Genomic DNA, 12,145 nt, shown 5'->3' with positions numbered 1-12,145 from the left:
GTTGTCCCCTCGGTGCTGTGGATTCACTGGTCGCCGCGCCACACCCGGGCGCCGGCGGCGGCGCGCGCATTCGCGGCATCCGCTTACGTTGCACACACTATCGCTCCGGATCGGCCGCGCACAGCCTCCCGCGCGGGGCGTTCAGGCCTGGATGTCGGTGACCGGAAGCGTCGAGTCGGCGCCGAAGCCGAGCCCCGACGGGCCGTGCCCGGCCATGATGAGCTGCGCCCCCAGTGCGGCGATCATCGCGCCGTTGTCGGTGCACAGCGACAGGGGCGGGATGCGCAGCGCGATGCCCGCGGCATCCGCCCGCTGCTCGGCCACCTCGCGGAGCCGCGCGTTGGCCACGACGCCCCCGCCGAGGAGCAGCCGGGGCACGCCGAGGTCGGTGCAGGCCGCGATCGCCTTGGAGACGAGCACGTCGACGACGGCCTCGCGGAAGCTCGCCGCGACGTCGGCCAGCGGCACGGCCTCCCCCGCCGCCTCGCGCTGCTCGACCCAGCGCGCCACCGCGGTCTTGAGCCCCGAGAAGCTGAAGTCGTAGCGGTGCGCGGCAAGGTCCTTCGGCTGGGTGAGTCCGCGCGGGAATCGGATCGCGGCCGGGTCGCCGTCGATCGCCGCGAGGTCGATCTCGGGCCCGCCCGGGTACGGCAGGCCGAGCAGCCGCGCGACCTTGTCGAACGCCTCGCCCGCCGCGTCGTCGATCGTCTCGCCGAGGAGCTCGACGTCGGAGACGAGGTCGCGGACGAGCAGCAACGACGTGTGCCCGCCCGAGACGAGCAGCGCGATCGTCGGCGTCTCGAGCGGCGCCGCGTCGTCGAGGATGTCGGCGCCGACGTGCCCGACGAGGTGGTTCACGGCGTAGATGGGCAGGTCGAGCGCGAGGGCGAGGGCCTTGGCGGCGCCGACGCCCACCATGAGCGCACCGGCGAGCCCGGGTCCGCTCGTGACGGCCACGGCCTCGACGTCGGACAGCGACACGTCGGCCTCGGCGAGCGCCGCCTCGATGGTCGGGCCGAGCGCCTCGAGGTGGGCGCGCGCCGCGACCTCGGGCACGACGCCGCCGTAGCGCGCGTGCTCCTCCATCGAGGAGGCGATCACGTTGGCGAGCAGGTCGGAGCCGCGCACGATGCCGACCCCGGTCTCGTCGCACGACGTCTCGATGCCCAGCACGAGGGGGGCGTCGCGGTTCATGCGCCGCTCCCGGATGCCGCGGGGCGCGTGACGGCGTCCGGCACCTCGAGCCGCATCGAGATCGCGTCGACGCCGTCGGGCTGGTAGTACCCGCGACGCACGCCGATCTCGACGAAGCCGAGCGAGCGGTACAGCGAGCGCGCGATCGGGTTGTCGGCGCGCACCTCGAGGAAGATCTCGGCGACGTGCCTGCGGCGGGCCGCGGTGATGAGGGCGTGCATGAGGCCGCGGCCGAGGCCGACCCCGCGCGCGAACTCCGCGACCGCGATGGTCTGGATGTCGCCCTGGCCGCCGTCGGGCGGCGCGAGCAGGCCGGCGTAGCCGAGCAGGCGCTGCTCGGGGTCCTCGGCGTCGTCGTCGACGGCCACGAGGTAGTAGGCGTGCGGGTTCTCGAGCTCGCGACGCATGGATGCCTCGGGCCAGGCGTCGTTCACGAACGTCGAGCGCTCGAGCCGCATGATCGCCTCGAGGTCGTCGACCTTCGCCCGTCGCATGAACACGCTCACTGCAGGACCCGCTTCCCGGCCGAGGGCGTCACGTCGGGCGCGCGCAGGTAGAGCGGCGCGTCCTCCGCGAGCGGGAGCCGGCGCGCGGCGAAGGCGAGCTCGGCGAGCATGCCCACGGCGCCGGCCTGCACGTAGTGCGCCTCGAGCCGCGTGCCGACCGCGTCGGGCACGTCGTCGCGGGGGCTGAGCACCGGGCCGTCGACGCGCACGGGCAGGTCGTCGTCGTCGAGCCCGTCGTAGCCCGATACGGCGAACTCGCGCCGGCGCGCGTCGGTCAGCACCTGGAGCGGTCCCTCGTTGCCGGCGCGGTACCACGCCCACGCCACGGCGTCGTGGCTCACGACCGGCACGAACGGGCGGCCGATGCCGACCGCGAACGCATGCGCCGCGGCGATGCCCACGCGGAGCCCGGTGAACGGCCCGGGACCCATGCCGCCGGCCACGCCCGACAGGTCGGCCGGACGCACGCCCGCGCCGGCGAGCGCGTCGCGGATGAGCTCGCCGACCACCTCGGCGTGCCGCATGGTGTCGTCGGTGCCTGCCTCGGCCAGGATGCCGCGATCGCGATCGACGACGGCGACACTCGTGCCCGTCGAGGTGTCGATCGCGAGGAGCATGGATCCAGCCTACTTCGACGCGTCGAAGGGGGTCCCCGCCCAGCGGGGCCCGTAGCCGCGCAGCTGGAGCACGCGCGGCTCGTCGGCGCCGAGGTGCTCGGCGTCCGCGGCATCCGTCGTCGTCTCGGCCGACACGCCTTCTGGCCGCTCGATGACGACCTCGAGCCAGGAGTCGCTCGCGCCGTCGAGCAGGCCCACGCCCCACTCGACCACCACCACGGAGCGGTCGAAGTCGAGGTCGAGGTCGTCGAGGTACAGCGCGCTTTCGAGCCGGTACGCGTCGACGTGCACGAGCGGCGGCCCGCCGGCGAGGTTCGGGTGCGTGCGGGCGAGCACGAACGTGGGGCTCTGCACGGGTCCGCGGACGCCGAGGCCCTCGCCGATGCCCCGGGTCAGCGTCGTCTTGCCGGCGCCCAGCGGGCCCGTGAGCAGCACGAGGTCGCCCGCGCGGAGCCCGGTCGCGAGCTCGCGGCCGAACGCCTCCATCGCCGCCGTGTCGGGAGCGTCGACCCGCATCACGCGCCTCCGACGTAGGTGCGCGGCACCCGCGGTCCGATGCGCGTGACGATCTCGTACCCGATCGTGTCGGCCGCGTCGCCCCAGTCGTCGGCCGACGGCGCGCCGGTCGCGGGGTCGCCGAACAGCACGACCTCGTCGCCGACCGCGACGGCGGCGTCGCCGACCTCCACGAGGAACTGGTCCATCGCGATGCGCCCGACGACGGGTCGGCGGGCTCCCGCGAGCCAGACCTCCGCTCGGCCCGACGCCTGCCGCGGCACGCCGTCGGCGTAGCCGAGCGGCACGAGCGCGAGGGTCGTGGGCCGGTCGGCGCGCCACACGTGTCCGTAGGAGACGCCCGTGCCCGGTGCGATGCGGCGCACGGCGGCGACGCGCCCGCGCAGGGTCATGGCGGGACGGAGCCCGAGCTCGGCGGCCGTCGTGCCGTCGCCGAACGGGGGCACGCCGTAACATCCGATGCCGAGGCGCACGAGGTCGTAGCGCGACTCGGGGCGGCGCAGCGCGCCCGCGGTCGACGCGACGTGCCGCACCTCGGGTGCGAGGCCGGCGTCGGATGCCGCTGCGAGCGCGGCATCGAACGCGGCGAGCTGCGCGGCGTCCTCATCGGGCGAGGTGTTCGCCAGGTGGCTGAAGACGCCGCGCACGCGCACCCGGCTCTGCGCCTCGAGGTCGGCGGACGTGCGGACGGCCTCCTGCCACTCGTCGGGCGCGACGCCGTTGCGGCTGAGGCCGGTGTCGATCTTCAGGTGCACGTCGGCGCGTTCGCCGACGGATGCCGCGGCCTCCGCGACGGCCAGCAGCTGCGGGATCGACGAGACGCCGACGTCGACGTTCCGCCGCACGGCCCGGGCGAAGTCGGCGTCGGGATCGTGCAGCCAGGCGAGGATCGGCGCGTCGATGCCCGCGTCGCGGAGCGCGATCGCCTCGTCGAGGTCGGCGACGCCGAGCCACGCGGCGCCGCCGGCGAGCGCCGCACGGGCGACCGGCACGGCGCCGTGGCCGTACCCGTCCGCCTTCACCACGACCATGGCCCGGGCCGGCGCGACCTGGGCGATCAGCGCGGCCACGTTCTCGCGCACCGCGTCGAGGTCGATGAGGGCCTCGCGGAACGGACGCGACGCGGCATCCATCGACGGGGTCTCGCTCACCCCTCGCCCCGATCGGACTCGAGCACGACGAACGCGCTCGCGATGCCCGCGTCGTGGCTCATCGAGAGGTGCACGCGGTCGATGCCGAGCAGGCGGATGTGCTCGGCCATGCCGCCCGTGAGCCGGAAGTCGGGGTTGCCCTCGGCATCCTGCACGATCGTCATCTCGTGCCAGCGGATGATCGTGTGGCCGCCGAGCGCCTTGATGAGGGACTCCTTGGCGGCGAACCGGGCCGCGAGCGAGCGGGCCGGGCGACCGCGTTCGCTCTCGGCGAACAGGCGTTCGACCAGCCCGGGCGTGCGCTCGATCGAGCGCTCGAAGCGCACGATGTCGACCACGTCGATGCCGATCCCGACGATCACGACACGACCTCCCGCCTCGTCGTCACTCCACCGTCACGGACTTCGCGAGGTTCCGCGGCTGGTCGACGTCGAGGCCCTTCGCCTGCGCGAGCTCCATCGCGAACACCTGCAGCGGCACCACCGCGAGCAGCGGCTCGAACAGCGGCGCGGCGAGCGGGATGCGGAGCACCTCGTCGGCGAACGGCAGCACCGCGGCATCCCCGGCCTCGGCGATCGCGATGACGCGGGCGCCGCGGGCACGGATCTCCTGGATGTTCGACACGACCTTCGGGTGCAGGTTCGCCGACCCGCGCGGGCTCGGCACGACCACGAACACCGGCTGGCCGGGCTCGATGAGCGCGATGGGGCCGTGCTTCAACTCGCCGGCGGCGAAGCCCTCGGCGTGGATGTACGCGAGCTCCTTGAGCTTCAGCGCGCCCTCGAGGGCGATCGGGTAGCCGACGTGACGGCCGAGGAACAGCACCGAGCGCGTGTCCGCCATCCAGTGCGCGAGCTGCTCTACGCGCTCCGCCTGCTCGAGCACCGTGGCGAGCTTCTCGGGCACGGCCTGCAGCTCGGCGAGGTTCTCGGCGAGCGCCGCGTCGTCGAGCGTGCCGCGCACGCGGGCGAGGTGCAGGCCGAACAGGTACAGCGCGGCGATCTGCGCCACGAATGCCTTCGTGGACGCCACCGCGACCTCGGGGCCGGCGTGCGTGTACACGACCGCGTCGGACTCGCGCGGGATGGTCGCGCCCTGGGTGTTGCAGATCGAGATCGTTCGGGCGCCCATCTCGCGGGCGTACTTCACCGCCATGAGGGTGTCCATCGTCTCGCCCGACTGGCTGATCGAGACGACGAGGGTGCCGTCGTCGAGCACCGGCTCGCGGTAGCGGAACTCGTGGCTGAGCTCGACCTCGACGGGCACGCGCGCCCACTGCTCGATCGCGTACTTCGCGACCATGCCGGCGTAGGCGGCCGTGCCGCACGCGATGACCGTGATGCGACGGATGCCGCGGAGCTCGTCGTCCCCGAAGGACTCGAGCTCGGGGATGGCGACCCTGCCGTCCATGACCCGTCCGCGCAGGGTGTTCGCGACGGCCTCGGGCTGCTCGGACACCTCCTTGCGCATGAACGACGACCAGCCGCCCTTCTCGGCGGCCGACGCGTCCCACGCGACGTCGAACGGCTCGACCTCGACGGCCCCGCCGTCGAAGTCGGTGACGGTGACGCCCTCGGCCGTGATGGTGACGATCTGGTCCTGGCCGATCGCGACGGCGCGCTTCGTGTACTCCACGAACGCGGCGACGTCGGAGCCGAGGAAGTTCTCGCCGTCGCCCAGGCCGATCACGAGCGGGGAGTTGCGGCGGGCGCCGACGACGACGCCCGGCTGGTTCCGGTGCACGGCGAGCAGGGTGAACGCGCCCTCGAGGCGGGAGACCGTGGCACGGAACGCCTCGGTGAGCTCGCCGATGCGGCGGTACTCGCGGCCGAGCAGCACGGCGGCGACCTCGGTGTCGGTCTCGGACTCGAACGTGAAGCCCTCGGCGAGGAGCTCGTCCTTCAGCTCGGCGAAGTTCTCGATGATGCCGTTGTGGATGAGCGCGAGCCGGCCCTCGTCGCCGAGGTGCGGGTGCGCGTTGCGGTCGGTGGGACCGCCGTGGGTCGCCCACCGCGTGTGGCCGATGCCGGTGCCGCCCTCGTGCAGGGGGCTGACCGCAAGGTCGTCGGCCAGGACCTGGAGCTTGCCCGCGCGCTTGGCGGTCTCGATGACGCCGTCGTCGTCGACGATCGCGACTCCCGCCGAGTCGTAGCCGCGATATTCGAGGCGGCGAAGGCCGCCCATGAGGACGTCGAGGCTGTTGCGCTCCCCGACGTATCCGACGATTCCACACATGCGCTCGATTGTATGCGCAGCGGGCTGGGAGCCCGGTGCGCGGACCCTCCAGCGCGGGCCGGGAAGGCCTCCCCCGCCCCTTCACTAGACTGACACGGTGCTGGATCCGCTGAGCCCGTCGTCGAACGCCGCGCAGATCTCGCCCTTCACCGAGCTCGACCGGGCGGACTGGGCGGCGCTCGCACCGTCGATGCCCTCGCCCCTCCGCGAGACCGAGATCGTGCAGCTGCGCGGCCTCGGCGAGCCGCTCGACCTCCGCGAGGTCGCCGAGGTGTACCTGCCGCTCAGCCGCCTCCTGAACCTCTACGTGGGCGGCATGAAGTCGTTGCACAGCGTGACGAGCGAGTTCCTGCGGGAGCGCGTGGAGCCGACGCCCTTCGTGATCGGCGTCGCGGGCTCGGTCGCCGTCGGCAAGTCGACGATCGCGCGCCTGCTGCGCGAGCTCCTCGCGCGCTGGGAGCACACGCCCCGCGTCGAGCTCGTGACCACCGACGGGTTCCTGTTCCCGAACGCCGAGCTCGAGCGGCGCGGCCTGATGACGCGCAAGGGCTTCCCCGAGTCGTACGACCGCCGCGCGCTGCTCCGCTTCGTGAGCGAGGTGAAGGCCGGCGCGCCCGAGGTCCGGGCGCCGTTCTACTCGCACCTCGCGTACGACATCGTCCCCGACGCGAAGATCACGGTGCGCCGACCCGACGTGCTCATCCTCGAGGGCCTCAACGTGCTGCAGCCGCCCGGCCCCGGCCATCGGCTGGCGGTCAGCGACCTGTTCGACTTCTCGATCTACGTCGACGCGCGCACGAGCGACATCGCGCGCTGGTACGAGGAGCGGTTCCTCAAGCTGCAGCGCGGGGCGTTCTCGAACCCGCGCTCGTACTTCCACCGCTACGAGAGCCTCACCGAGACGGAGGCGCGACAGCGCGCTCGGGAGATCTGGCGCTCCATCAACGAGCCCAACCTGCTGCAGAACATCCGCCCCACGAGGTCGCGGGCGTCGCTCGTGCTGCGCAAGAGCGCCGACCACACGGTCTCGAGCGTGCTCCTGCGGAAGCTCTAGGCCGGCAGCGCCAGGCGCTCGCGCACGACCTCGGCCAGCGTCGCGGAGTGCCGCTCGGCGGTCTCCTGCTCGGAGGCCTCGACCATGACGCGCACCATGGGCTCGGTGCCCGACGGACGCAGCAGCACGCGACCCGTGTCGCCCAGTTCGGCCTCCGCAGCGGCCACCGCGGCTGCGATCACATCGTCGTCGGAGAGCGCGTGGTGGTCGACCCCGCGCACGTTGACGAGCACCTGGGGGTACACCGTCATGACCGAGGCGAGCTCGGCGAGCGACTTGCCGGTGCGCGCCATCTCGGCCACGAGGTGCAGGCCGGTGAGCACGCCGTCGCCCGTCGTGGCGAACTCGGTCATGATCACGTGGCCCGACTGTTCGCCGCCGAGGGCGAGCCCCTCGGCCGCGAGCGCCTCGAGCACGTAGCGGTCGCCGACCTTGGTCTCGATCACGCGGATGCCGCGCTCGGCCATCGCACGTCGCAGCCCGAGGTTCGACATCACCGTCACGACGAGCGTGTCGTCGGTGAGCACGCCCCGTTCGTGCATCGACACGGCGAGGATCGCCATGATCCGGTCGCCGTCGACGACGTTGCCCTCGGCGTCCACGGCGAGGCAGCGGTCGGCGTCGCCGTCGTGCGCGATGCCGACGTCGGCACCGTGCTCGAGCACCGCGGCCTGCAGCTGCTCGAGGTGGGTCGAACCGACGCCGTCGTTGATGTTCATGCCGTCGGGGTCGGCCCCGATGACGGTGACCTTCGCCCCGGCGTCGCGGAACGTCTCGGGCGAGACGCCGGCGGCCGCACCATGGGCGCAGTCGAGCACGACGTGCAGGCCGTCGAGGCGGTTCGGCAGCGTGCCGAGCAGGTGCACGACGTAGCGGTCCTCGGCGTCGGAGAAGCGGCGGATGCGGCCGACGCCCCCGCCGATGGGGGCGAGCTTCTGCTTGCCGAGGTAGGACTCGATGCGGTCCTCGACCTCGTCGGGGAGCTTCGTGCCGCCGAACGAGAAGAACTTGATGCCGTTGTCGGGCGCGGGGTTGTGCGACGCCGAGATCATCACGCCGAAGTCGGCGTGGATGGAGTCGATGAGGAACGCGGTCGCGGGCGTGGGGATGACGCCGGCGTCGAGCACGTCGACGCCGGAGCTCGCGAGGCCGGCGGCGACCGCCGACGTCAGGAACTCGCCCGAGACCCGGGGGTCGCGCGCGACGACCGCGACCGGCCGGCGACCGGCCGCGCGGAGCTCGTCGGCGTGGCGTCCCTGCGTGAGGACGGCCGCAGCCGCCTGGGCGAGGCCCAGGGCCAGGTCAGCCGTGAGTTCACGGTTGGCCAGGCCCCGGACCCCGTCGGTTCCGAAGAGCCGAGGCATACGGAGAACCGGGAACCCGGATCAGCGCTTCGAGAACTGAGGCGCCTTACGGGCCTTCTTGAGACCGGCCTTCTTGCGCTCGATGACGCGGGCGTCACGCGTGAGGAAGCCGGCCTTCTTGAGGGTCGGGCGGTTGTTCTCGCGGTCGATCTCGTTGAGCGCACGCGCGATCGCGAGGCGCAGCGCGCCGGCCTGGCCCGAGGGGCCGCCGCCGGTGATGCGGGCGATCACGTCGTACGAGCCGGTGAGCTCGAGCACGGTGAACGGGTCGGTGATGAGCTGCTGGTGCAGCTTGTTCGGGAAGTAGTCCGCGAACTCACGGCCGTTGACCGTGATGGTGCCGGCGCCGGGCACGACGCGCACGCGGGCGATGGCCTGCTTGCGGCGGCCGACGGCCGCACCCGAGACGTTGAGGACGGGGCGGGGCGTGGCCGGAGCCGCGGCGGGCGCGCTCTCGGTCGTGTAGCTCTCGGGAGCCTGGTCGATCTGGTCTGCGATCTTCGCCATGGTGGTTGTGAATCCTTAGTTCGAGAAGGTCGAGTTCGCCGGGCTTACTGGGCGACCTGGGTGAGGGTGTACGGCTTGGGCTGCTGAGCCGCGTGCGGGTGCTCCGGGCCGGCGTAGACCTTCAGCTTCTTCAGCTGCTGGCGACCGAGCGAGTTCTTGGGGAGCATTCCGCGGATCGCCTTCTCGACGGCGCGGACGGGGTTCTTCTCGAGGAGCTCGGCGTAGCCGACGGCCTTGAGGCCGCCAGGGTAGCCGGAGTGGCGGTACGCCTTCTTCTGCTCGAGCTTCTGGCCGGTGAGGGCCACCTTGTCGGCGTTGACGATGATCACGAAGTCGCCGGTGTCGACGTGGTTCGCGAAGATCGGCTTGTGCTTGCCGCGCAGCAGGGCTGCGGAGTGGCTGGCCAGGCGGCCGAGGACGATGTCGGTGGCGTCGATGACGACCCAGTCGCGCTGGATCTCGTTCGCCTTCGGGGTGTAGGTGCGCGTCACGGAAGTGCTGCTTTCTGATCGAGTGAGGGGTTCGTGAATCCCGCTCCGGGGGGTGTTCACCCGCGATGCGAGCGAACGCCCTGGTGGAGGGCTCAACTTCGGATGCCGGCGCAGATGGCGGCACCAAAGAGGTAGCTTAGCCGACGAGGCCCTCCACGTGCAATTCACGACGTGCGCGGGTCTGCGTGGCACGCGCCTCGAGCTCGTGGTCGTCGGGGTAGCCGACCTCGGTCAGCACGAGCCCCTTCGCGGGCATCACCTTGAACGCGCTGGTGCGCTCGCCCGCGTGCAGCAGCGCCTCGGGGTCGGACGCGTCGAGGCGCCCCTCCCCCACCGCGACGCAGGCCCCGACGAGGGCACGCACCATGGAGTGGCAGAACGCGTCGGCCTGGAGCGACGCGTCGAGCACGCCGTCGCCGGCCCGAGTCCAGCGGTAGGCCTGCAGCGTGCGGATGGTGGTCGCGCCCTCGCGCGGTCGGCAGAACGCCGCGAAGTCGTGGAGTCCGACGAGGGAGGACGCCGCGGCATCCATCGCGCGCTCGTCGAGGTCGCGGGGCACCGTGACCGTGCGGCGCCGCTCCAGCGGGTCGCGCACGGCGGATGCGTCGGCCACCCGGTACTCGTAGCGTCGCCAGATCGCGGAGAAGCGCGCGTCGAAGCCCGCCGGCGCCCGCTCGGCGTGCGTGATCACCACGTCGGCATCGGCGCCGATGATGCCCGTGAGGCGCCGCGCCAGCGCCGTCTCGGCGGACGCGTCGGGGTCCTGCCCGCGGCGCGGACGGGCGACGGCGGCGAGGGCGTCCTCCGCGATGTCGAGGTGCGCGACCTGGCCGAGCGCGTGCACGCCCGCGTCGGTGCGGCCGGCGACCGTCAGCCGCGGCGCGGTGCCCGTGCGGCGGAAGAGCGTGGCGAGCGCGTCCTCGAGCACGCCCTGAACGGTGCGGAGTCCCGGCTGGCGACTCCAGCCGTTGAAGTCGGTGCCGTCGTAGGCGATGCCGAGCCGCACGCGCACGACGGATGCCGTGGCATCCGCATCGGCGACCGTCTCGTGCTCGGACATGCGTCCAGCCTACGGCGGCGCCCGCGACGGCTCCGCATGCGACAACGGCCCTGGTTCGCGTCGAGCGGATCCGTCAGGCCGCGCGAGCCGCCTGCGCGACGTCGACGGCCGCGGGGGGCAGCGGCGTCCGCGCACCGGGTCCGCCGACGATGAGGGCGATGACCGCGACCGTGACGAGCGACCACGCCGTCACGCCGTGCTGCCACGGCACGTACCCCATGGTCAGGAACACGCCGACGCCGACGATGCCGACCACGGACCAGACGACGACCGCGGCGAGCGGCGTTCGCCGGTCGACGGGCTTCGGCCACCTGCGCTCGAGCTTCGGCACCACTGCGCAGCACGCCGCGACGACGACCGCGATCGCCACCACCCACGCCGGCCGGGTGGCCCACCACGCCGGCGAGAGCACCGGCGGGAACGGGAGGCCGAGGGCGAGCTGGGTCGCCGTGACCACGGCCATGGCGAAGGTGTGCCAGAGGTAGATCACCATGCCGTAGACGCCGAACACGACGACGACACCGAGCACGGCGCGATGGCCGACCAGTCGACGGATCGCGGGCTGCAGGAGTGCGAACAGGCAGACCTGTCCGAGCGCGAGCGCGAGGATCGCGACGCTCGGCGGGTTCAGGTTGTCGAGCATGTCGTGCGAGTAGCCGAACGCCGCGACGAGCAGGCCGATGAAGCCGTAGGCGAAGGCTGCGATCGCGCCGAGCAGCCACGGCGAACGACGCGCGAACCACCCGTCGCGCAGGCCGAACCCGAGCTGCTGCGCGAACAGCCACACGAACACCCAGTTGAGCGCGCCGAGCGGAAGGCCGAGCGCGCGGGTGAGCACGTCGACGAGGAGCGCGGAACCGGCGAGGCCGAGGTACGTCGGCCACGGCGCGTGCCGGTGCAGCCACGACATGACCGGCACGAGCGCCGTGCAGATCAGGTAGACGGGGATGAACCAGAGCGGTTCGGCGAGCCGGAATGCGAAGCTCTCGACGAATCCGGCGTCCGCGCCGAAGGCGAGCATGAGCGCCAGGACGAGTCCGACCGCGGCGGTGACCGAGACGACCGGCTGCAGGAGGCGCACGGCGCGCACCCTGAGGTAATGGCCGACCGTCTCGCCGTGGCCGCGCAGCCGGCGCCACTGCGTGATCGACGCGAAGCCCCCGCAGATGAAGAACACCGGCATGATCATGAGCGGCCACGTCGCCCACGCGAGGGGCTCGAAGCCGTCGAGGGCGTTGAACGCGCGCAGCGGCTCGCCGCCGATGCCCATCTGCAGGGCATGCAGCAGCACGACGACGGGGAGGCAGAGCGCCCGGGCGAAGTCGATCGAGAGGTCGCGATCCTCGGGAATCCGCACCTGTGCGCGCACACCGCCCCTTTCGTGCCGTCCTCGCCGGCGCTCACGTGTGCGACGTCGCACACGCCGGCACTCGGCCGGCCGACGACGACG

General features: G+C 72.7%; 13 protein-coding genes. 1 reads left to right on the top strand and 12 read right to left on the bottom strand.

Features of this window, described 5'->3' with window-relative positions:
• Nucleotides 1-141: 141 nt before the first annotated feature.
• Genes tsaD through glmS form a run of 7 tightly spaced genes read right to left on the bottom strand, consistent with a single transcriptional unit; the run spans nt 142 to nt 6,219 of the window.
• Nucleotides 142-1,194, bottom strand: coding sequence for a tRNA (adenosine(37)-N6)-threonylcarbamoyltransferase complex transferase subunit TsaD (gene tsaD, locus ACWEOH_RS12775; protein WP_452031422.1), 1,053 nt, complete (start codon nt 1,192-1,194; stop codon nt 142-144).
• Nucleotides 1,191-1,700, bottom strand: coding sequence for a ribosomal protein S18-alanine N-acetyltransferase (gene rimI, locus ACWEOH_RS12770; RefSeq protein WP_452031420.1), 510 nt, complete (start codon nt 1,698-1,700; stop codon nt 1,191-1,193). Before rimI ends, tsaD begins: the two co-directional genes overlap by 4 nt.
• Complete coding sequence (tsaB, locus tag ACWEOH_RS12765; RefSeq protein WP_452031418.1) at nt 1,697-2,317, bottom strand: tRNA (adenosine(37)-N6)-threonylcarbamoyltransferase complex dimerization subunit type 1 TsaB; 621 nt, start codon at nt 2,315-2,317, stop codon at nt 1,697-1,699. Before tsaB ends, rimI begins: the two co-directional genes overlap by 4 nt.
• A 9-nt stretch (nt 2,318-2,326) precedes the next feature.
• Nucleotides 2,327-2,833, bottom strand: coding sequence for a tRNA (adenosine(37)-N6)-threonylcarbamoyltransferase complex ATPase subunit type 1 TsaE (gene tsaE, locus ACWEOH_RS12760; protein WP_452031416.1), 507 nt, complete (start codon nt 2,831-2,833; stop codon nt 2,327-2,329).
• The gene (alr, locus tag ACWEOH_RS12755) at nt 2,833-3,966 is read right to left on the bottom strand and encodes an alanine racemase (protein WP_452031933.1); all 1,134 of its coding nucleotides are present in this window, start codon (nt 3,964-3,966) and stop codon (nt 2,833-2,835) included. Before alr ends, tsaE begins: the two co-directional genes overlap by 1 nt.
• Nucleotides 3,967-3,980: 14 nt before the next feature.
• On the bottom strand, nt 3,981-4,346 hold the full coding sequence (locus tag ACWEOH_RS12750; protein ID WP_452031414.1) for a holo-ACP synthase: 366 nt from the start codon (nt 4,344-4,346) through the stop codon (nt 3,981-3,983).
• 22 nt (nt 4,347-4,368) lie between these two features.
• The gene (gene glmS, locus ACWEOH_RS12745) at nt 4,369-6,219 is read right to left on the bottom strand and encodes a glutamine--fructose-6-phosphate transaminase (isomerizing) (RefSeq protein WP_452031412.1); all 1,851 of its coding nucleotides are present in this window, start codon (nt 6,217-6,219) and stop codon (nt 4,369-4,371) included.
• Nucleotides 6,220-6,316: 97 nt separating this feature from the next.
• Here glmS and coaA point away from each other — a divergent pair, with 97 nt between their 5' ends.
• A complete protein-coding gene (coaA, locus tag ACWEOH_RS12740) occupies nt 6,317-7,273 on the top strand; it encodes a type I pantothenate kinase (protein WP_420797235.1) in 957 nt (318 codons plus the stop codon).
• Here the strand turns inward: coaA and glmM are convergent.
• The 5 genes from glmM to ACWEOH_RS12715 all read right to left on the bottom strand — a co-directional run bounded on the left by glmM (nt 7,270) and on the right by ACWEOH_RS12715 (nt 12,064).
• Entirely contained in the window at nt 7,270-8,637 is a 1,368-nt protein-coding gene (gene glmM / locus ACWEOH_RS12735; RefSeq protein WP_452031410.1) for a phosphoglucosamine mutase, read from the bottom strand. The genes coaA and glmM overlap by 4 nt on opposite strands.
• 21 nt (nt 8,638-8,658) lie before the next feature.
• The gene (gene rpsI, locus ACWEOH_RS12730) at nt 8,659-9,144 is read right to left on the bottom strand and encodes a 30S ribosomal protein S9 (RefSeq protein WP_148733841.1); all 486 of its coding nucleotides are present in this window, start codon (nt 9,142-9,144) and stop codon (nt 8,659-8,661) included.
• A 44-nt stretch (nt 9,145-9,188) separates the two neighbouring features.
• Nucleotides 9,189-9,635: a 50S ribosomal protein L13 gene (gene rplM, locus ACWEOH_RS12725; RefSeq protein ID WP_148733840.1), complete on the bottom strand. Its 447-nt coding sequence runs from the start codon at nt 9,633-9,635 to the stop codon at nt 9,189-9,191.
• Nucleotides 9,636-9,771: 136 nt separating this feature from the next.
• Entirely contained in the window at nt 9,772-10,695 is a 924-nt protein-coding gene (truA, locus tag ACWEOH_RS12720; protein WP_452031408.1) for a tRNA pseudouridine(38-40) synthase TruA, read from the bottom strand.
• 73 nt (nt 10,696-10,768) lie between these two features.
• On the bottom strand, nt 10,769-12,064 hold the full coding sequence (locus tag ACWEOH_RS12715) for an acyltransferase family protein (protein ID WP_452031406.1): 1,296 nt from the start codon (nt 12,062-12,064) through the stop codon (nt 10,769-10,771).
• Nucleotides 12,065-12,145: the final 81 nt, after the last annotated feature.

It is taken from the genome of Agromyces sp. NPDC004153 (assembly GCF_053603635.1).
This window is presented reverse-complemented; position numbering and strand designations above follow the sequence as displayed.

What these genes read in the sequence shown, in the direction of transcription:
- tsaD (WP_452031422.1), bottom strand. Translation starts at nt 1,194, where the DNA reads ATGAACCGCGACGCCCCCCTCGTGCTGGGCATCGAGACGTCGTGCGAC.
- tsaB (WP_452031418.1), bottom strand. Translation starts at nt 2,317, where the DNA reads ATGCTCCTCGCGATCGACACCTCGACGGGCACGAGTGTCGCCGTCGTC.
- tsaE (WP_452031416.1), bottom strand. Translation starts at nt 2,833, where the DNA reads ATGCGGGTCGACGCTCCCGACACGGCGGCGATGGAGGCGTTCGGCCGC.
- alr (WP_452031933.1), bottom strand. Translation starts at nt 3,966, where the DNA reads ATGGATGCCGCGTCGCGTCCGTTCCGCGAGGCCCTCATCGACCTCGAC.
- glmS (WP_452031412.1), bottom strand. Translation starts at nt 6,219, where the DNA reads ATGTGTGGAATCGTCGGATACGTCGGGGAGCGCAACAGCCTCGACGTC.
- glmM (WP_452031410.1), bottom strand. Translation starts at nt 8,637, where the DNA reads ATGCCTCGGCTCTTCGGAACCGACGGGGTCCGGGGCCTGGCCAACCGT.
- rpsI (WP_148733841.1), bottom strand. Translation starts at nt 9,144, where the DNA reads ATGGCGAAGATCGCAGACCAGATCGACCAGGCTCCCGAGAGCTACACG.
- truA (WP_452031408.1), bottom strand. Translation starts at nt 10,695, where the DNA reads ATGTCCGAGCACGAGACGGTCGCCGATGCGGATGCCACGGCATCCGTC.